Annotated in this window: 21 protein-coding genes; 4 read left to right on the top strand and 17 right to left on the bottom strand. The window is 75.6% G+C overall.

Going from position 1 to position 17,110, the window contains the following annotated elements; all coding sequences use genetic code 11:
* Nucleotides 1–223 precede the first annotated feature (223 nt).
* A complete protein-coding gene (locus RND61_RS12705; protein WP_315878001.1) occupies nucleotides 224–1,102 on the bottom strand; it encodes a trypsin-like serine protease in 879 nt (292 codons plus the stop codon).
* 276 nt (nucleotides 1,103–1,378) lie between these two features.
* Entirely contained in the window at nucleotides 1,379–1,672 is a 294-nt protein-coding gene (locus tag RND61_RS12700; RefSeq protein WP_315878000.1) for a hypothetical protein, read from the bottom strand.
* 214 nt (nucleotides 1,673–1,886) lie between these two features.
* On the opposite strand from RND61_RS12700, the gene RND61_RS12695 reads away from it, so the two are divergent.
* Nucleotides 1,887–2,723 carry a lytic polysaccharide monooxygenase auxiliary activity family 9 protein gene (locus RND61_RS12695; protein ID WP_315877999.1) on the top strand — a complete coding sequence of 279 codons (837 nt, stop codon included), beginning with the start codon at nucleotides 1,887–1,889 and terminating at the stop codon, nucleotides 2,721–2,723.
* Between the two features lie 450 nt (nucleotides 2,724–3,173).
* On the opposite strand, the gene RND61_RS12690 is transcribed toward RND61_RS12695, so the two are convergent.
* From RND61_RS12690 to RND61_RS12680, 3 genes are all read right to left on the bottom strand, one after another.
* Nucleotides 3,174–5,633, bottom strand: a complete 2,460-nt coding sequence (locus RND61_RS12690; RefSeq protein WP_315877998.1) for a SpoIIE family protein phosphatase — start codon at nucleotides 5,631–5,633, stop codon at nucleotides 3,174–3,176.
* Between the two features lie 114 nt (nucleotides 5,634–5,747).
* Nucleotides 5,748–6,044, bottom strand: a complete 297-nt coding sequence (locus RND61_RS12685) for a VOC family protein (protein WP_315877997.1) — start codon at nucleotides 6,042–6,044, stop codon at nucleotides 5,748–5,750.
* Between the two features lie 542 nt (nucleotides 6,045–6,586).
* Nucleotides 6,587–8,635 (bottom strand): FUSC family protein, encoded by a 2,049-nt coding sequence (locus RND61_RS12680; RefSeq protein WP_315877996.1) that lies wholly within the window; start codon nucleotides 8,633–8,635, stop codon nucleotides 6,587–6,589.
* A gap of 132 nt (nucleotides 8,636–8,767) precedes the next feature.
* On the opposite strand from RND61_RS12680, the gene RND61_RS12675 reads away from it, so the two are divergent.
* Nucleotides 8,768–9,022 carry a hypothetical protein gene (locus RND61_RS12675; RefSeq protein ID WP_315877995.1) on the top strand — a complete coding sequence of 85 codons (255 nt, stop codon included), beginning with the start codon at nucleotides 8,768–8,770 and terminating at the stop codon, nucleotides 9,020–9,022.
* Nucleotides 9,023–9,101: 79 nt separating this feature from the next.
* Nucleotides 9,102–9,809 carry a hypothetical protein gene (locus RND61_RS12670; protein ID WP_315877994.1) on the top strand — a complete coding sequence of 236 codons (708 nt, stop codon included), beginning with the start codon at nucleotides 9,102–9,104 and terminating at the stop codon, nucleotides 9,807–9,809.
* Between the two features lie 57 nt (nucleotides 9,810–9,866).
* Here RND61_RS12670 and RND61_RS12665 read toward each other — a convergent pair whose 3' ends face one another.
* The 10 genes from RND61_RS12665 to RND61_RS12620 all read right to left on the bottom strand — a co-directional run bounded on the left by RND61_RS12665 (nucleotide 9,867) and on the right by RND61_RS12620 (nucleotide 15,052).
* The gene (locus RND61_RS12665) at nucleotides 9,867–11,327 is read right to left on the bottom strand and encodes an aminotransferase class I/II-fold pyridoxal phosphate-dependent enzyme (RefSeq protein ID WP_315877993.1); all 1,461 of its coding nucleotides are present in this window, start codon (nucleotides 11,325–11,327) and stop codon (nucleotides 9,867–9,869) included.
* An 84-nt stretch (nucleotides 11,328–11,411) separates the two neighbouring features.
* Entirely contained in the window at nucleotides 11,412–11,687 is a 276-nt protein-coding gene (locus RND61_RS12660; RefSeq protein WP_315877992.1) for a gas vesicle protein K, read from the bottom strand.
* Nucleotides 11,684–11,869: a gas vesicle protein gene (locus RND61_RS12655; RefSeq protein ID WP_315877991.1), complete on the bottom strand. Its 186-nt coding sequence runs from the start codon at nucleotides 11,867–11,869 to the stop codon at nucleotides 11,684–11,686. Before RND61_RS12655 ends, RND61_RS12660 begins: the two co-directional genes overlap by 4 nt.
* Complete coding sequence (locus RND61_RS12650; protein ID WP_315877990.1) at nucleotides 11,866–12,660, bottom strand: GvpL/GvpF family gas vesicle protein; 795 nt, start codon at nucleotides 12,658–12,660, stop codon at nucleotides 11,866–11,868. Before RND61_RS12650 ends, RND61_RS12655 begins: the two co-directional genes overlap by 4 nt.
* Nucleotides 12,657–12,971, bottom strand: coding sequence for a gas vesicle protein (locus RND61_RS12645; protein ID WP_315877989.1), 315 nt, complete (start codon nucleotides 12,969–12,971; stop codon nucleotides 12,657–12,659). Before RND61_RS12645 ends, RND61_RS12650 begins: the two co-directional genes overlap by 4 nt.
* On the bottom strand, nucleotides 12,968–13,204 hold the full coding sequence (locus RND61_RS12640) for a gas vesicle protein GvpG (RefSeq protein ID WP_315877988.1): 237 nt from the start codon (nucleotides 13,202–13,204) through the stop codon (nucleotides 12,968–12,970). Before RND61_RS12640 ends, RND61_RS12645 begins: the two co-directional genes overlap by 4 nt.
* Before the next feature lie 3 nt (nucleotides 13,205–13,207).
* Nucleotides 13,208–13,924 carry a GvpL/GvpF family gas vesicle protein gene (locus RND61_RS12635; protein ID WP_315877987.1) on the bottom strand — a complete coding sequence of 239 codons (717 nt, stop codon included), beginning with the start codon at nucleotides 13,922–13,924 and terminating at the stop codon, nucleotides 13,208–13,210.
* Nucleotides 13,921–14,307, bottom strand: a complete 387-nt coding sequence (gene gvpJ / locus RND61_RS12630) for a gas vesicle protein GvpJ (RefSeq protein WP_315877986.1) — start codon at nucleotides 14,305–14,307, stop codon at nucleotides 13,921–13,923. Before gvpJ ends, RND61_RS12635 begins: the two co-directional genes overlap by 4 nt.
* 111 nt (nucleotides 14,308–14,418) lie before the next feature.
* Nucleotides 14,419–14,721 carry a gas vesicle protein GvpO gene (locus RND61_RS12625; protein ID WP_391653350.1) on the bottom strand — a complete coding sequence of 101 codons (303 nt, stop codon included), beginning with the start codon at nucleotides 14,719–14,721 and terminating at the stop codon, nucleotides 14,419–14,421.
* A 52-nt stretch (nucleotides 14,722–14,773) separates the two neighbouring features.
* Nucleotides 14,774–15,052, bottom strand: a complete 279-nt coding sequence (locus tag RND61_RS12620; RefSeq protein ID WP_315877984.1) for a GlsB/YeaQ/YmgE family stress response membrane protein — start codon at nucleotides 15,050–15,052, stop codon at nucleotides 14,774–14,776.
* Nucleotides 15,053–15,301: 249 nt separating this feature from the next.
* Between RND61_RS12620 and RND61_RS12615 the strand changes: the two genes are divergently transcribed.
* Nucleotides 15,302–15,559 (top strand): WhiB family transcriptional regulator, encoded by a 258-nt coding sequence (locus RND61_RS12615; protein WP_315877983.1) that lies wholly within the window; start codon nucleotides 15,302–15,304, stop codon nucleotides 15,557–15,559.
* A gap of 53 nt (nucleotides 15,560–15,612) precedes the next feature.
* On the opposite strand, the gene RND61_RS12610 is transcribed toward RND61_RS12615, so the two are convergent.
* Entirely contained in the window at nucleotides 15,613–16,050 is a 438-nt protein-coding gene (locus tag RND61_RS12610) for a hypothetical protein (RefSeq protein WP_315877982.1), read from the bottom strand.
* 200 nt (nucleotides 16,051–16,250) lie between these two features.
* The gene (locus RND61_RS12605; RefSeq protein ID WP_315877981.1) at nucleotides 16,251–17,036 is read right to left on the bottom strand and encodes a class I SAM-dependent methyltransferase; all 786 of its coding nucleotides are present in this window, start codon (nucleotides 17,034–17,036) and stop codon (nucleotides 16,251–16,253) included.
* Nucleotides 17,037–17,110 lie beyond the last annotated feature (74 nt).

Below are 17,110 nucleotides of genomic sequence, written 5' to 3'. Positions count from 1 at the left end.
GCGGAGCGGACGCGGGCGTCCTCGGTGCCGGCGCCGTCGCGGGACCGCGCGGAGAAGCCGCCGCTCCCCGGGCCCGCGCCGCCACCGGCCATCGGGACCCCTCCGGTCACGAGGGGCCCCTCTGATCGGGAACCCGGTCCCCGGGTCTCCCCTTGCACGACCGGAGACCGGGTTCCCCGCCGCGCGCGGGACGGACGGCCCGTCCCGCGTCACCCGTCCGCCCCTACGGGAGGGACACGAACGGGTCCAGGAACGCCCGGGCGCCGGGCGCGTCCAGGCGGTAGGCCACATTCGTCGCGTAGCACGGGCCGTCACCGGTGATCGTCGTCGCCACCAGCGTCCGCGCCCCGTCCACCCGGGCGAAGTTCGGCCCGCCCGAGTCGCCGTAGCAGGCCCCGCCGTTCCCCTGCGGCGCGGTCATCCCGAGCCGCACCCACGACGCGTTGAGCGCGTTGAACGACACGGGCGCCTTCATCCGCACGCCGCCGCCTGGGTGGGTGTGGCCGCCCGGCCCGCGCCGCGCCTCCTGCGTGCCGTACCCGGCGACGGTGAACGACGCCTCCTCCAGGCCCCGCGGGCCGAGCGCGCCCAGCGCCCCGGCCCGGGGCAGCGCCGCCGGGGTGAACGACCAGCGGGCGGCGACCCGCGCGGCGGGCAGCTCGACCACCGCGATGTCGTACGTGTCGGAGGCGGACCCGGGGTAGCGCGGGTGGTGGTGCGCGGTGCCCTCGACGGCGACGTCGCGGGCGACGGCCGCCGGGTCGCCGGGGTGGCGCCCGGCCGCCTCGTCGAGGGCGCCCTGGACGTCCTGGTCGAGGGAGACGAAGAACCGCGCGTTCTCCGGCCGGTCGGCGGTGCAGTGCGCGGCGGTGAGGAACGTGTCGGCGTCGATCATGGTGCCGGAGCACACCCAGTCGACCCGGTCCGGTGTCGCGGGGTCGCCGTCGTCGTCCCAGGTGGCGACCAGCGCGCCGACCTCGGTGCGCTCGGGCGCCGGCGTCGCGTGGTACGAGTTGATCGCGGAGGACGGCACGGCCGCGCCGACGACGACGGCGCAGGCCATCGCCAGGACGGCGCCCGTACGGGCAGGGGTGACGGTCAAGAGAAACCCTTCCGGACGGCGAGTGAACAGGTGCTTCTCCTGCGGGGTGACCGAAAGTGAAGCGCGTGGCGCCCGCCCGGGGAAAGAGGGAAACCCCTGGCCCACCCCTACACCCCCGCGCCGCCCCGACCCGCCCCGGCCGCCCCGGCCCGCCCCGGCCGCGCCGCTCCCCGCCGGCCGCCCGGCCCCGTGCCGCCCCCGGCCCGCCCCGCCGGCCTCCGGTTCCCGGCGCGGCCGGGGCGGGGGAGAGGGGCGGGCGCCGCGCGGGGCGCGGTGTCAGCCTCCCAGCGGCAGGCCGCCGGTCGGCAGGCCGTCGGTCGGGAGCCCGGTGGTGGGCAGGCCGCCGAGCAGCCCGCCACCGACGGGCAGGCCCGCCGGGTGGCCCTCGTCCTGCGCCTCGCTCCCGGTCAGGGACCCGAGCGGCCCGGTCGTGTTGAGGTCGGTCGCCACCGGCGTGCTGATCGACGAGGGCGGCGCCTCGGCGGCCGTGGCGGGGACGGCCGCGACCATCCCCGCACCGGCGATGCCGGCGCAGACCGTGAGGAGGCGGGTGCCGGTACGGATGCTCATGTGTCACTCCTGACGTGAGGCGGACGGAGGCTGCCTTCCAGCCCCACTGGGCAACGACGCGGCCGGTGCGGCGACACGGCCGGGCCGCGGCGGGACGGCCGGGCCGCGGCGGGACGCGAAGTCGCCCCCCACCCCTTGAACTTGGTCTAGTCCAATGCCAAGCTGCTTGTGAGCCGCCCGACTTGAGTCCCCCACTGAGGAAGGGACCCCCCACATGTCACTGCGAAAGACCACCCGCGTAGCGGCGGCAGCCGCCGCGGCACCCCTGCTCGTCGTCCTGACCCCCGTGCAGGCGACGGCGCACGGCACCATGTACGGCCCGGTCAGCCGCGTCGCCACCTGCTACGCCGAAGGCCCGGAGAACCCGGACACCCAGGTGTGCAAGGACCTCGTCGCCACGAGCGGCACGCAGCCGCTCTACGACTGGAACGAGGTCAACATCGCCAACGCCAACGGGCAGCACCGCCAGCTGATCCCCGACGGCAAGCTCTGCTCGGCCAACCGCGAGAAGTACAAGGCGCTCGACTGGGCCCGCACCGACTGGGCGGCCACGCCCGTCTCCCCGGGCGCGCTGCATTTCAAGTACCGCGTCACCGCCGCGCACCCCGGCACGATGACCGTCTACATCACCAAGGAGGGATACGACCCCACCAAGCCGCTGAAGTGGTCGGACCTCGACCAGACCCCGGTCGCCGTGGCGAACGTCGCGAGGACGGCGCCGACCGGCTGGTACGAGTTCAACGGCACCCTGCCGCAGCGGACCGGCCGCCACCTGCTGTACAAGATCTGGCAGCGCAACGACAGCCCGGAGGCGTTCTACAGCTGCTCCGACGTCACGTTCTCCGCGGCGGCCGTCGCCTCCGCGCCGAAGGCGCCGACCGAGAAGCAGATCCAGGCGGGCCTGTCCAAGTCGACGGTCAGCCACCACGGCCACGGCGGTGACACGACGGCCCAGGAGCGCAACGTGCTGCCCCAGACCCTGGCCAGCGTGGCCGCGGTCGGCATCACGGCCGCCTGCTTCCTCACCACCCGCCGCCGCAGGATCTCCTGACGGCCCGCCGGCGGTCCGGCGCGGAGCCCCCGGGCCCGCGCCGGACCGCCGGCGTTCAGCGCGGCCGGCCCCGGCTCCGCGAAGTCCCGCAGCCGCGCCGTTCCTTCCGCAGTCACCGGCGTCCGCCGCCGGCAGGCGACGCCCTCCGCGAGCAGGTTGCCGATGATCGTCTTGCGGGTGTCGGTGGCGCACGCGGCGGTCCGGCGTCCGCCGCCGAGCGACAGGTTCGCGGCGGTGACGCGGGCGCCGGCCTTCCTCAGCGCGTACGCCTTCTCCAGCCCCTTCACCCGGGACTCGGTGAAGCCGGGCGCGCAGGGGTCGGCGTCGGTCCCGCAGTGGCCGTCGGAACCGAACCGGGAGGACGCCTGGAACAGCGATGGTGTTCGCGTCGGGGGCCACACCTCCGGACGCGCCCTCCGCGCGCCCGGTCGCCGCCGGTGCCGCAACGGCCTATCCCCCCAGCACCCCGGCCGCCCCGACCGGACCCCGGTCGCCGGGCGTGCCGTTCAGCGGCTGTTCCGTCCAGACCGTCTTGCCGTCACGGGTGTACCGGGCGCCCCAGCGCTCGGTCAGCTGCGCCACCAGGAACAGGCCGCGGCCACCCTCGTCGGTGCTGCGGGCCCGCCGCAGGTGCGGGGCCGTCGTACTGCCGTCGGACACCTCGCAGATCAGCGCCGAGTCCCGGATCAGGCGAAGCTGCACCGGCCCGGACGCGTACCGGTAGGCGTTGGTCACCAGTTCGCTGACGATCAGCTCCGTCGTGAGCACCAGGTCGTCCAGCCCCCACTCCTCCAGCCGCGTCGCCGTCAGCCGCCGCGCCCGCTGTGCCGCGGTCGGCTCGGCCGGCAGCGTCCACGTCGCCACCCTGTCGTCGGCGAGGACCCGCGTCCGGGCGAGGAGCACCGCCACGTCGTCGGTGGGGTGCTCGGGCATCACGGTCCGGGTCACCTTCGCGCACAGGGCGTCCAGGTCGCTCTCCCGCTCGCCCAGCACCTCGTACAGCAGCGCGAGCCCCTCTTCGATGTCGTACCGGCCCGACTCGACGAGCCCGTCCGTGTAGAGGGCGAGCAGACTGCCCTCCGGCAGCTCGAACTCGACGCTCTCGAACGGCAGACCGCCCAGTCCCAGCGGTGGACCGGCGGGCAGTTCGGCGAGTTCGGGCCGCCCGTCCGGCGTGACCACCACGGGGGGCGGATGCCCGGCCCGTGCCAGCGAACAGCGCCGCGAGATCGGGTCGTACACCGCGTACAGACACGTGGCGCCCACGATCTGCTCCCCGGTCACCGGACCCGTCGCCTCCTGCTCCCCGGCGATCCGCCCGACCAGGTCGTCCAACTGCGACAGCACCTCGTCGGGCTCCAGGTCGAGCCCGGCCAGGGTGTGCACGGCCGTGCGCAGCCGCCCCATCGTCGCCGCCGCCGGCACCCCGTGCCCGACCACGTCGCCCACCACCAGGGCGACGCGGGCGCCGGACAGCGGGATCACGTCGAACCAGTCCCCGCCGACCTCCGTGGCGTCGCCCGCCGGCAGGTACCGGTGGGCGACCTGCACCGCGGGGTGCTCCGGCACGTCCGCCGGGAGGAGGCTCCGCTGCAGCGACAGCGCCGCCGTCCGCTGCTGCGTGTAGCGGCGGGCGTTGTCGATGGAGACGGCGGCCCGCGCGGCGAACTCCGCGGCCAGCGTCAGGTCGTCCTCCTCGAACGGGTCGGGCCGGTACGCGCGCCACAGGCTCACCACGCCCAGCACGGCCCCGCGGGCGCTCAGCGGCACCACCATCAGCGAGTGCGCGTCCGCCTCCCGCCCCGCCGGCCCGGTGCCCTCAGCCCTCCCCGCCCCGCCCGTCTCCAGCAGGGGCCGCCGCTCCCGCAGGCACCGCGCCTGGGACGGGTCCGGAGCGAACACCACCTCGCCGCCGGGGCGGCGCGCGGCCGGCGGCGGCAGCTCCGTGACGCAGCTCAGCGCCGCCCGGTGCAGGCGCCCCGAGGTGTCCGACTCGGGCTCCCCACCCCGTACGACCGGTTCCAGCAGGTCCACGGCCACGCAGTCCGCGAGGCCGGGCACCGCCACCCGCGCCAGCTCCTGCGCCGTACGGGCGACGTCGAGGGTCGTGCCGATCCGCTCGCTGGCGTCGTTCAGCAGGGCGAGCCGCCGCCGGGCCCGCTCCCGGTCGGTCACGTCCTCCACGAACTGGGTGACGCCCAGCACCTCCCCGGCCGGGTCCTGCATCCGGAAGGCCGACACGGCCACGAACCGCTCCCGGCCCGGCGGATCGGACAGCAGCCGGCACGGCTGCTCGGTGAAGATCAGGGGGCGGCCGGTCTCCACGACCGACCGCAGCCCGTGCTCCGCGGTCCGCGCGTCCGGCGCGACGAGGAAATCACCCAGCCGAGCCCCCCGCAGCGCGTCGGCGGGTGCGTCCGCGAACAGGGCGACGGCCTGGTTGACCCGCAGGATGCCCAGGTCCGGGCCGTGCACGCTGACCCCGATGGGGCAGCGGCGGAAGATCCCGTCGAGCAGCGACCGGTCGGTCTCCCACTGGATCACCTCGTCCGCCGGCGCGCCGGCCAGGAACCACTCCTCGTGGTACCCGGCCCGCAGGACGAGCCGCGCGCGAAAACCCATCCGCAGCGTCCGCCCGTCCTTCCGGCGCACCGGCAGCACCCCGAACCAGCCGCCCGCCCCGACGCACGCCGTGATCGCCTCCGAGGCGGCGGCCCGGTCCGCCACGTCGACCAGCGCGCTCAGCGCGTGGCGGCCGATGACGTCCTCGGTCCGGTAGCCGAGCAGGTCCTCGGCGAGCTTGCTCCAGCCGACGACCGTGCCCCGCGCGTCGAGGACGGCCGTCGCCGCCCGGTGAAGGGAGAAGGGGTCCTCCGGGCTCTCGGTGAACGTTCGCAGCGGCGTGTCCATCGCCATCACCCTCGTACGGGAGGACGGCCCCGGCAAGCGCTGCCGGGGCCCCGGAGCCCGGTGGTCCCGGGCTCCGGGAGCGGGCCGGCCCGTCGCACCGCCCCGCTCCCGGCCTCAGCCCCGGGCCGGAGCGAGGACGACGAACCCGGCGCCGGCCGGGTCGGCGCAGAGCGCCAACCGGCCGGTGCCCTCCGCGTCCTTCGGCCCCGTCCGGACCGTGCCGCCGCCCGCCGCGACCCCGGCGACCCCCTCGCCGTCCAGCCGGAAGACGCCGTAGCCGCCCGCCTCCGGGCCCGCGGGCCGGTACTCCCAGCCGAAGACGGACCGGTAGGACCCGGCGGCCGCCCCGGTGTCGGGCGCACCGAGGTCCAGCCGGCACGGGGAGCCGGGGACGAAGTCAGTGGTGATCACGGTGGTTCCTTCCGTCACGCGGCGGGCCCGGGGCGGACGCGGGACCCGGGCGGGGCGGGGGACCCTCACGGCTCAGCGTGGCACCCCCGCCCCCCGGCCGCGCGCCCGTGGCGGGCGAACCGGTGACGCGCGGCCCCCTCCGGAGGCGTGCGGGTGGCGCAACGGCCGTCCCGGGGCGTGGACCGCCTTCACCGTGGTCGCGGCCGGTCGCTGTCCGCCCCGTGGCGGGCCCGCCACCGGCCCCGCGGCTCCTTGGGTACGCCCGGCCCCCCGCCCGGGCGTCGCGCCGCGTCGTGCGTGCCGTCCCGCCGGGCCCGGTGCCGTCCCGCCGGGCCCCCGCGGCCCGGCCCGGCGGGAGGTGACGCACCGCGCCGGGAGCAGCGCGTTCCGGCGGACGGACGCGGTGCCGCCGGGCCGCACCCGGCCCCCGGTGACCGCGCCGCCACCGCGTCCGCCCCGCCGTCCCCTCCCCGCCGCCCGTCGGCCTGCCCGCGGCGGGCGGGGCGAGCGGGGACGCCCGCCGGGTCCCGTCCGGGCGGCGGCTACTCGGCGGCCAGTGCCTCCGACAGCTCCTCCAGGGACTCCAACAACTGGCGCGCCCCCGCCCGCACGACGGGGTCGGCGGACGCCTCCGCCGCGTCGAGCGCCGCCCGGACCTCGCCCCAGCGCGGCACGCGCCGCTCCCTGATGTCCGCCGCGCCCCGCTCCGCCGCCCCGCGCAGCGCCTCCGCCAGCGCCGCGGCGCCCGGCGACGGGGCGGCCGAGGGGTCCGGCAGGTGCGCCTCCAGCACCACCGCGGCCCGCGCGAACCGGCCGACCGCCCGCCCCGACGCGTCGGTGGCCGTCCGCGACAGCCCCCGGTGCCGCACCGGCTCGTGCGCCGCCCGGTCCACCGCCTCCCGCCAGGCGACCCGGGCGGCGCGGGCGTCCAGCAGCGCCTCCCGGACGGCACCCGTCGCGAGCCGGTCCGGCCGGGCGTACCGCTCCAGCACCTCGGCGCCGTACCGGGCCGCCGCCGCCAGCCAGTCGGCCAGCCGGGCGCGCAGCCGGGGCGTCTCCCACGCCGGGTACAGGGCGTAGGCCAGCATCGCGAGGACCCCGCCCAGCAGGGTCAGCACCACCCGCTCCGGGACGGTCTGGGTCCACTGCGCGCCCGCCATGCCGAGCAGGAACACGACGTACGCGGAGACGAACACCTGCACGGTGGTGTACCCGGTCCGCAGCAGCAGGTACGTCGCGAAGGCGCTGGCGACGGCGAGTGCCGCCGACGCGTACGCGCCCGGGGTGGCCAGCCGCACCACGCCCGTCGCCAGGGCCACCCCCACCAGCGTCCCGGCGAAACGGGCCACCGAACGCGCGTACGTCTGACTGAAGTCGGGCCGCATCGACATGACGGCGGCGAGCGGCGCCCAGTAGCCGTGCCCCAGCGGCAGCGCCGCCCCGAGGAGGTACCCGGCCGTGGCGACCGCCGTCACCCGGATCGCGTGCCGCAGGTACGGCGAGTCGCGGTACCGCACCTCGGCCCGGACGTCCCGCACGATGACCGGGACCAGGCTCAGCAGGCCCGGTTGCGCGCGGAGCTCCTCGGGGCCCGCCCGCCGGCCGGTGGGCCCCGCCGCCTTCACCACCGCCTCCAGGAGCGCGGCGAGCCGGGCGGCGGCCCGCCGGGCGGGCGCCGTCCCCAGGACGGCCGGGGTGTCCGGGGTGCGCAGCGCGGCGAGGGCGCCGGGCGGCACGTCGAGCGGCGCGCCGTGCCGGACCGCCCGGGCGGCGGCGTCCAGTACCGCCCCGGCCGCGTCCAGCAGCTCCCGCGCGCGGTCACGGCCGGGGCCCTCCGCGGGCGCGCCCACCGCCGGGTCGGCCAGGGACGCCAGGACGGGACGGATCCGCTCGGCCAGCCCCCGGACGCCGTGCAGCTCGCCGGGGCGGCGGCGGGCCTGCCGGGGCGTGACGGCGGCGGCGTTGCGGGCCGTCATCAGCGGGACCGGGTCGAACGAGGCGTACGGGTCGTGGCGCAGCCGCCGGGCGTAGTCCGCCACGGTCGCCAGCGCGTCGGCGAGCGCGTCGCGCTGCGGGCCCCAGCGGCGCACCGGGAACAGCACGATCAGCCCGGCCTGGACCACCCCGCCCGCCGCGATCACCGCCGCGTGCACGGCGGCGTCCGCGACCGACGTGGGCAGGGTGACCGTGACCAGCATGATCGCCACGTTGGACGAGGCGATCAGCCCCACGGTCGGCCCCGCCGTCCACGCCAGGCCCGAGAGGAACGTCCACACGGCCAGCAGCACCAGGAACACCGCCAGGTGCCCGCCGCAGACGTAGCCCAGGAACGTGGAGACGGACAGGGTCAGCCCGGAGACCAGCGCCAGCGTCGGCCGCGGCCGCCAACTGCGCTGGAACGTGGCCATGGCCGCCTGGAACGCGCCGAACGCCGAACTGGCCGCCATCGCCGGACCGCCCACGGCGGCGCTCACCAGCACCACCAGCGCCAGCCCGGCGGCGGCGCGCAGCGCCACGAGCGGCTCCAGCCGCCGCCGCTGCACCGCGAGACCCGAGCGGGCGGTCGCCTTCAGGGCGCGGAGCCAGGTCATGGCGTCGAGGGTAGGTCGTCCCCTCCCACCCGCCCGGTCGTCCCGCCGGGGCGTGTCGTGGCCGGGCGGGGGAGATAGATCCACCGGCCGGCGGGTACCCGGGCCTCCCACCACGCCGAACTGGGAGACGACATGAACGACGAGACGTCACGCGACCGCGCCCGCGAGCGGAGCCGCGAGGCGCCCGGCGCGGGCTCGGGCGCGGAGGACACGGCACACCGCCGCGACGTGCCCGGCACGGCGAGCACGGCCGAGGGCTACCGGCCCGGCGAGGGCACGGCGGGCGGCGAGCAGCTCGCCGGGGTCGAGAAGGACCCCGAGGACCGCGCGGTCCCGACGGAAGGGGCGGACGGGACGGACCGCGCGGACGGCGACAGCCGGGGCTGACCGGCGAACGCCCCGGCGGGCAGGGCAACCATTCGCGGTTCACGGCGGTCGAACCCCCTGAACTGACGAAAGGGGACCCATGGACGCCGTACGGCGGAGACCGGCCCTGCTGGCCGTCGGCGTGGCGGCGCTCGCCGTGTTCGCGGCGTGCCTCCACACGGTGCTCCCGGTGCTGACCGAGGACGTCGGGACCCGGGGCTACCGGCTGGACCCGCCCCGGTCGGTGGGCGCGTTCCAGGAGGAGAGGCGCTTCGGGGACACGTACGTCGGCCGCGTGAGGTGCGGGGGGATGCCTTCGGACTCGGACTGCGAACTCGTACAGACCGAGGTGGGAGGCATCGGCATCACCCCGAGCGACGCGCGCCGCATCGTCGTCGGGGCCTCCGGCACGGGTGCCGACTACGAGGCGGGGGAGCCGGGCGGGGAGCACAGCCGGTACCTCGTCTTCCGCGGGCTCCAGGGGAACGTGCCCGACCCGGACGCGGCGCTGCGCGCCATGTTCCGCTCGATCGACCGGGGCGAACAGTCCCCCTTCCAGTCCTCGGGCGAGAAGTGGGACGGCCCTCCCCGGCCCGTCCGCCTCGACGGGTACGAGGGGGCGGTCATGCGGTGCCGCGGGGGCGAGGACACGTACCAGGACGTGCACGGCACCGTCATCACGAGACCGGTCGCCATGTGCGTCTGGGCCGACCACAGCACCGTCGCCGCCACCGCGCTCGACACGTCCGTGCAGGAGCTCAGACGGCTGACCACCGAGCTCTACCGCACGGCGCGCGTCAAGAAGTGACCGCGGGGAGCGGTCGGCCCCGCCACCGCGGCGGGGCCGGAGCGGGTCGGGCGTCCCTCACCCGGCGGTGACCCGAAACGTCTCCAGCGTCCCGTCGGCCGCGTCGGGCACCAGCATCCCCGCGGCGACCCCGCTGCGCAGGTAGTCCACCACGTCCTGCGTGATGACCTCGCCCGGCGCGACCACCGGGACCCCCGGCGGGTAGGGGCTGATCATCTCCGCGGCGATCCGGCCCGCGGCCTTCTCCGCCGGTACGTGCTCGGCCTGAGCGAAGAACGCCGTACGGGGCAGCATCGCCTGTTCCAGCTCCAGCGCGCCCGGCTTCGGAAGGCGCACCGGGCGCGGCCGGTCGAGGGAGTCCGCGTTCTCGACCAGCGCCCGCAGCGCGTCGCACAGCACGTTCTCGGTCCGGTCGTCGTCGGCGTGCGTCAGGATCGCGCTGATCCGGCACGTGTCGGACGCGCCGACGTCGACGTGGCGCTCCGCCCGCAGCCACTCGGCGGCCTGCATGCCGCTGATGCCCAGTTCCCGCACATCGATGGTGATCTTCAGCGGGTCGATCTCCGCCGTGAGGCCCTCCCGCACGACGGCGTCGTCGAGGAGCCGCAGCCCCGGCAGGCCCGCGACCGCCTCCCGCACCCGGCCGGCCCGCCGCAGCGCGGTCTCCAGCAGGTCGTGGCCCTGCTCGACCATCTGCCGCCGCCACCCGTCGAGCGTCGCGTACACCAGCGACGACGAGCTGGTCGTGCCCAGCAGGTCCTCCCGCTGCTGCAGCACCTCGGGGGACACGCGGTCGCCCTGGAGGTGGAAGACGGAACTCTGCTCGACCGCCCCGCCCATCTTGTGCACGCTCGTCACGACCAGGTCGGCCCCGGCGTCCATGCCCCACGACGGCAGCTCCGGGTGGAACGGCAGGTGGGCGCCCCACGCCTCGTCGACGATGAGCGGCACGCCGTACGCGTGGCACACCTCGGCGACACCGCGGATGTCCGCGCACGACCCCCAGTCGGTCGGGGTGATCAGCAGCATGCCCTTGGCGTCCGGGTGGGCCTCCAGGGACCGGCGCACGTCGTCCGGCTCCGGCGGGTGCGCCAGGTGGCGCTCCGCGTCGAACTTCGGGTGGACCCACACCGGCTCCACCCCGTTGACGATCACCGCGGCGATCACCGACTTGTGGGCGTTGCGGGAGATCAGCAGCTTCTCACCGGGCCCGGCCACCGCCAGCATCGCGGTCTTCACCGAGAGCGAGCTGCCGCACGTGGAGAAGAAGGCGTGCTCCGCCCCCACCGCGTCCGCCATCAGCTCCTGGGCCTGCGAGAGCACCCCCTGCGACTCGCGGCGGTCGTCCAGGCCGTTCAGCGACAGCACGTCCGCCCGGAACAGGTCCTCCCCGAGGACCTCCAGCACCCTGGGATCGACCCCGAGGCCCTGCTTGTGCCCCGGCGGGCCGTACACGACGTCCCCGCGCCGCCTGAACTCCTCCAGCGCTTCGAGGACGGGCACCCGAGAGTGATCCATGAGTCGTCTCCCTCGTACGTTCCGGCACCGCGCCCCGGTGCGCGGGGGCGGTCTCCGGCCCGGGTACCCGATCCGTCCCGCGGGTCACAGCAGCGGGCCGAGCGGTCCCAGGTCGATGTTCAGGTCCTCCGGCTCCAGCCCGAACCGGGTCCGCAGGACCTCCATGCGGTCCTCCAGCAGCATCAGCGTCATGCCGATCCGCTCCTCCTGGTCCTCCGTCAGCTCCCCGCCCTCCACCCGGCGCAGCGCCTGGCGCTCCATCAGCTGCCGCAGCAGCTCGATCACGGTGAGGACGAGACGGGCGAGGTCCCGTTCGACGGAGTCGGGGTCCAGTTCCACCCGGCGGCGCGGTTCGTTCATGCCGGCTGCTCCCACGGCACGGGCATCTCGTCGCTGACCGCGCTGATCAGCGCCTTCAGGTCGACCCGTACGAGGTCGACGTCGGCGATGCTGAGCGTCAGGTCGCCGGTGAGGACGACCCCGCCGGCGAGCAGCCGGTCCAGCAGGTCGACGAGGGCGATCCTGCGGTGCTCCACGGTCACGCCGCGTCCTCCTCCGCGATCCCGGCGAACGAGTACGCCGCCCACGGCCCGGTCAGTTCGACCCGTACGCCCTCCTCCTCGGACGCCCGGCCCACGAGGGCGACGAAGCCCTCGGCGCGTTCGCGGGCGACGAGGTAGGCGGCGTTCAGGACGTTGACCCCGCCCGTGTCGCCGGCGAGCCGCGGGTCCTGCGGCGGGTGCAGGGCCGCCGCCTCGGCGTACGCGGAGAGCCGGCCGTGCAGCGCGCGGCTCACGTCCTCGGCGCGCCGCCGGCCCTCCTCCCGGCCGTTGCGCTCCCGCAGCCGCCGGCGCAGGTAGTCCCGGCCGCCGACCGCTCCGGCCGGAGCCTCCCGGGGCGTGGGCCGCGCGGCGGGCGCGGCGGGTTCCGCGTACACCTTCACCCCCCACTCGACCCGCCCGTCGAGCCGCTCCAGGGCCCGTACGAACCGGTCGTGCCCCTCGTCCAGCAGCCGCCGCACCCCGCTGTCGTCGCGGCACACCGTGGCGAGCCGGAGCGGCAGCGGCGAGGTGACCGCGGTGAGCGCCGCCAGGACGGCGTCGTGGCAGCGGGCCGTGGCGGCCAGCCAGTCCAGGTCCTCCAGCCGGGCGCGCAGCGGCCCCTCGTCGAACTCCTCGGCGGGGACCGCGTCCACCACGGCGACCAGGTCGCCGTGGCGCAGCAGCCGGGGCGGTTCCCCGGTGATCCCGGCGGAGCCCTCCGGCAGGACGCCGTCGAAGGGCCGGCACACGGCGTACACGTACCGCAGGGGTGGGGTGGGGGTGGTGGTCATGCCGTACGCTCCTCCAGTTCCGCGAGGCGCCGCCGCAGCTCCTCGTTCTCGCTCGCCAGCGCGTCGCGGCGGGCGTGCGAGGAGAGCGCCGGGTCGTGGCGCCACCAGTCGATGCCCATCTCCTGGGCGCGTTCCACCGAGGCGACGACGAGCCGCAGCTTGATGGTCAGCAGCTCGATGTCGAGCAGGTTGATGCGGATGTCGCCCGCGATCACGATCCCCTTGTCGAGGACGCGTTCCAGGATGTCCGCGAGGTTCGCGCCCCCGCCCTCGGACGCGAACGGGGCGGGCGGGCGGCCGGGTGTCGTCATGGGCCGTCGACCCCTTTCTCCAGTCGGTCGAGGAGCTCGTCCTCCAGTCGGTCGAACGTCTCCTCGTCGATCTCCCCGGCCTCCAGCCGTTCCGTGAGGCGGGCGAGCTCACGGCGGACGGCGGCCGGGTCGTAGTGCTGCCGTTCCGCCTCCTCCACCACCCGCCGCAGCACCCAGGCGGTTCCGCGCAGGGGCGCGGCGGGCAGCAGGAGCAGCTCTCCGAGCAGGCCCACGGCCTACTCCACGAAGCTGTACGGCGGAAGCGGCCCGTTCACCTGCAGCACGAGGTGGCCGTGGTCCCTGCCCAGCGCCTCCACCGCGGCGGTGAAGTCCTCGGCCCGGTCCCGCTCGACGAGGAACGACAGGTTGGCCAGCCGGCCGGTGCCCTCCGGCCCGGGCCGGCACTCCACCGCGGCCCCCTCCAGGGCCTCCTGCACGAGGACCGCGTCCCGTGCCTCCCGGTGCTTCACGGCCACCGCGACGCGCTCGCCGAGGGCGAGCTTCTGCTCGTACGTGCCGCCGCCCACCGCCCGGTGATCCTGGCTCAGCGCCCGCAGCTCCGGGTTGTCGACGAGGACCTGGTGCAGCACGGCCTCCTCGTCGTGGGCCGCCTTCACGTTGTACTCGACCTTGCCGTCGAGGCTCTTGAGCCGCTCCAGGTAGTGCGCCTCCCGCTCCCGCAGGGCGGCCAGCACGGCGTCGTCGTCGGGGGAGACCCCGCCGAACCGCAGCGGCAGCACCGTGCCGCTCGCGCCCGCCTCGCCGAGCACGTTCTGGTGGGCGAGCAGGTCACGCCGCTTCGGTCGCAGGTTCTCGGGCGCGTCGCTCACCAGCGCGGCGAGCTCGCCGTGGACGAGGATCCGCACGGGGCGTGGGGGGTCGCCCACGCCGTTCGCCTTCTCCGGGAGCGCGGGGTGCGAGCTGCGGGTGATGCCGTAGACGTACGTGCTCACTTCTCCTGCTCCTCCTTCTTCTGCTGCCGGGACGACGTCCGGCCGAGGGTTTCGGACACCGCCTGCGCCGCGCCCTGCAGCGCGCCCTTGGTCTTGCCGTGGGCACCGGACTGGGTCATGTCCTCGACGACGTCGGTGAGCTGCGCCGGCGCCTTGCGGCCGGTCTCCAGGTCGAGGCGGTTGCACGCCTCGGCGAAGCGCAGGTACGTGTCGACGCTGGCGACGACGACCCGGACGTCGACCTTGAGGATCTCGATGCCGACGAGCGAGACGCGCACGAACGCGTCGATGACGAGCCCGCGGTCGAGGACGAGTTCCAGGACGTCGTACAGGCCGCTGCTGCCGCCGGAGCCGCCCATGGGTGTTCGGGTGTCAACCGTCATGTCCTTCCGCCTTTCTGACGAACGGTCAGTTGCTTGATGGTCGTTGTCGGTCCGTGGTGCGGAGGGGGTCGGGATCGGGGCTTTCGGCGGGGGTCGGAACGGCCGGTCGGATCAGTGGGCCTGGTCGTCGGCCCGGCCGCGTTCGTAGCGGCGGACGCGGCGGTACCCGGTGAGCCCGCCGTCCTCGTCGAGCTCCACCTCGTACGAGGCGAGCAGGCTCGTCGTGTCGGGGATGCGGGACACCTCGACGATCTCGACGGTCAACCGCCAGCCGTCTTCGGTGCGCTGGAAGGACGACACGGACTCGGGTTCCTGCCCGGTGAGTTGGGCGAGCTGCTCGCAGGCGAGCCGCAGGGTTTCGGTTGTGTTGGCCATGACCGCCTCCGGGTTGCCGCCTCTTGGGGTCGCAAACATGGGGGACTGGAAGGCGGCGGTCCCGGTGGGACCGCCGCCGTCGCGCTACGGGTCAGGCGTGCCGGTGCGACCGGTCGGCGCCGGTGACGAGTCGGTACAGGGCGAGCAGGATCACCGAGCCGACGATGGCGGCGATCCAGGTGGAGAGGTCGAAGAAGCCGTCGATGGAGTCGACCCCGAAGAGGACCTTGCCCAGCCAGCCGCCGAGAAGACCACCGGCGACGCCGATGAGCATGGTGATGATGACACCGCCCGGGTCGCGCCCCGGCATCAGGGCTTTGGCGATCATGCCGGCGAGCAGGCCGATGAGGATCCACGCGATGATGCCCATGGAGTCTCCTACCGTCGTATGCGGACAATTGGCTCGTCTCAGCGCCTTTACCGTCCCGGCGATTCCAAACCCTTGGCCAGAGGAGGTGCCTTTTACCGCACAACTCGCTGGCATGTGCCTTTTCGCGCACTTTCGTCATGCGGAGCGGCCGGGACCGTTTCAATGCCGTGGTGACGGTCAGTCGCATCAGGTACGCGGTCGTGCGCAACCGGAGGACCGCGTACCCACCGACGAGCGAAGGAGACTTCCGTGGAGGACTGGCGACAGTCGGCCGCGTGCCGCGAAGAGGACCCGGACCTGTTCTTCCCCGTGGGCACCAGCAGCCCGGCCCTGATGCAGACGGAGGAGGCCAAGCGGGTCTGCCGACGCTGCCCGGTGCGCGAGCAGTGCCTCCGGTGGGCGCTGGAGTCCGGGCAGGACTTCGGGGTGTGGGGCGGCGCCGACGAGGAGGAGCGGCGTGCGCTGCGGCGTCGCGCGGCCCGCGCCGCCCGCCGCACGGGCGGTTGACCGTGCGGCGGGCGGCGCGGTCGGGCGGACGGGCCGGCGGCGCGCCGTGCCGGTCAGCCGGCGGCGAGCGGCAGGGCGGCCGCCACCGCGTCGCGCTCCTTGCGGCACGTCAGCGGGAAGATGATCTGCATGCCCTGGTCGCTGTCCGGCGAAGACACGACGAACGACGAGTTCAGGATCCGCTCCTTGACCTCGGACCGCACCAGGCCGGCGCGCGGGATCGTCGTCACGAGGCCCTTGGGCCGCGCGAACACCGGGTCGGCCTCGAAGAGGAACAGACGGTGGCCGGTCATCCCCAGGTACAGGGGGACCCTGGCCGGGACCACCACCATGGCCCCGCTGCTCATCAGCGCCGACGCCGCCGCGAACACCGCCGTGCGGCGCACCGATACGGGGTTCAGGTTCACGACGGCCGTCACCTCGACCCGTTCCCCGGCTTCGAGCAGGGGTTCGATGGCGGCCAGCAGCAGCCGGCGGCGCTTTGCGTTCACGGGGCGGTACTCCTGACGGGCGGGGCCGTATCGGCGCGAAGGGTCGGCACACTGTGCCACACCCGCCGGGGGCCCGGCGCACCCGGCTGCCGCGGAGCGGCCGGGCCGCCGGGCCGGGCGGCGTCGTCCACCGCGCCCCGCCCGGCCGGGACCCCGGCCGCGCCGTCCCGGCCCGGGGCGCCGGGTCCCCCCTCGTCCGGTCAGGTCACATCGTCCGGTCGGGCCGCGTCGTCCGGTCGGGCCGCGTCGGGCATCGGCCCGCCGGGCCGCCGGGCGACGAAGACGAACTCCCGGCCCGGCCGGTCCGGGGCGTCGCGGACCTCCTCCACGACGAACCCCTGAGCGACGAGGTCCGCCTCGACCTCCGCCCGCTCGCGGAAGCGCAGCGTCGACTCCGACGTCATCACCTCCCCGTCCGCCGCGAACACGTGGGTCCACCGGAACGTCACCAGCGGCAGCCCCACGTCGACCAGCTCGACCCAGCTCTCGACCGCCCCCACGCCGGGGACCTCCGTCACGCCGTACGAAGCGTCGCGGTTCCACTCCTCCCAGGCGCGCCGGGCCGGGTCCCGCGTCTCGAAGACCAGCCGGCCGCCGGGCCGCAGCGCCTCGCGGGCGCCGCGCAGCGTCCCCCGCCAGTCCCGCGGGTCGGTGATCTCCTGAGCGACGTTCGCCGTCATGGTCGCCATGTCCACCTCCAGCGGGGGGAGCGCGCCCGCGTCCCCGTGGATCCACCGCACCCGCTCGCCGCCCGCCTTCCCCCGCGCCACGTCGAGGGAGGCCACGGCGGGATCGACCCCGACCACGTCGATGCCCCGGTCGGCCAGCAGCAGGGCGAACACCCCGGTCCCGCACCCGATGTCGAGCACCCGCCGCACCCCGAACTCCTCGGTCATGCGGACGTACGCGTCGAGGTCGCTCCGATCGGGATCGAGCGGGTCGTAGAGCGAAGCGAGCCGCGGATTCCCGAACCCTTCGTCAGCCATGGCCCGAACGTACGCGCCCCCACCGCCGACAACCAGGGCGCGTACGACCGGCCGGGTACGCCCGCGGAGCCGAC

It is taken from the genome of Streptomyces tamarix (genome assembly GCF_032423885.1).
GTDB lineage: Bacteria > Actinomycetota > Actinomycetes > Streptomycetales > Streptomycetaceae > Streptomyces > Streptomyces tamarix.
This window is presented reverse-complemented; position numbering and strand designations above follow the sequence as displayed.

Excerpts from the sequence above, each read along its gene's own strand:
- RND61_RS12660 (WP_315877992.1), bottom strand. The coding sequence starts at position 11,687 with ATGAACGAACCGCGCCGCCGGGTGGAACTGGACCCCGACTCCGTCGAA.
- RND61_RS12690 (WP_315877998.1), bottom strand. The coding sequence starts at position 5,633 with ATGGACACGCCGCTGCGAACGTTCACCGAGAGCCCGGAGGACCCCTTC.
- RND61_RS12670 (WP_315877994.1), top strand. The coding sequence starts at position 9,102 with ATGGACGCCGTACGGCGGAGACCGGCCCTGCTGGCCGTCGGCGTGGCG.
- RND61_RS12650 (WP_315877990.1), bottom strand. The coding sequence starts at position 12,660 with ATGACCACCACCCCCACCCCACCCCTGCGGTACGTGTACGCCGTGTGC.
- RND61_RS12665 (WP_315877993.1), bottom strand. The coding sequence starts at position 11,327 with ATGGATCACTCTCGGGTGCCCGTCCTCGAAGCGCTGGAGGAGTTCAGG.
- RND61_RS12695 (WP_315877999.1), top strand. The coding sequence starts at position 1,887 with ATGTCACTGCGAAAGACCACCCGCGTAGCGGCGGCAGCCGCCGCGGCA.
- RND61_RS12605 (WP_315877981.1), bottom strand. The coding sequence starts at position 17,036 with ATGGCTGACGAAGGGTTCGGGAATCCGCGGCTCGCTTCGCTCTACGAC.
- gvpJ (WP_315877986.1), bottom strand. The coding sequence starts at position 14,307 with ATGACGGTTGACACCCGAACACCCATGGGCGGCTCCGGCGGCAGCAGC.
- RND61_RS12645 (WP_315877989.1), bottom strand. The coding sequence starts at position 12,971 with ATGACGACACCCGGCCGCCCGCCCGCCCCGTTCGCGTCCGAGGGCGGG.
- RND61_RS12620 (WP_315877984.1), bottom strand. The coding sequence starts at position 15,052 with ATGGGCATCATCGCGTGGATCCTCATCGGCCTGCTCGCCGGCATGATC.
- RND61_RS12680 (WP_315877996.1), bottom strand. The coding sequence starts at position 8,635 with ATGACCTGGCTCCGCGCCCTGAAGGCGACCGCCCGCTCGGGTCTCGCG.
- RND61_RS12700 (WP_315878000.1), bottom strand. The coding sequence starts at position 1,672 with ATGAGCATCCGTACCGGCACCCGCCTCCTCACGGTCTGCGCCGGCATC.
- RND61_RS12675 (WP_315877995.1), top strand. The coding sequence starts at position 8,768 with ATGAACGACGAGACGTCACGCGACCGCGCCCGCGAGCGGAGCCGCGAG.
- RND61_RS12625 (WP_391653350.1), bottom strand. The coding sequence starts at position 14,721 with ATGTTTGCGACCCCAAGAGGCGGCAACCCGGAGGCGGTCATGGCCAAC.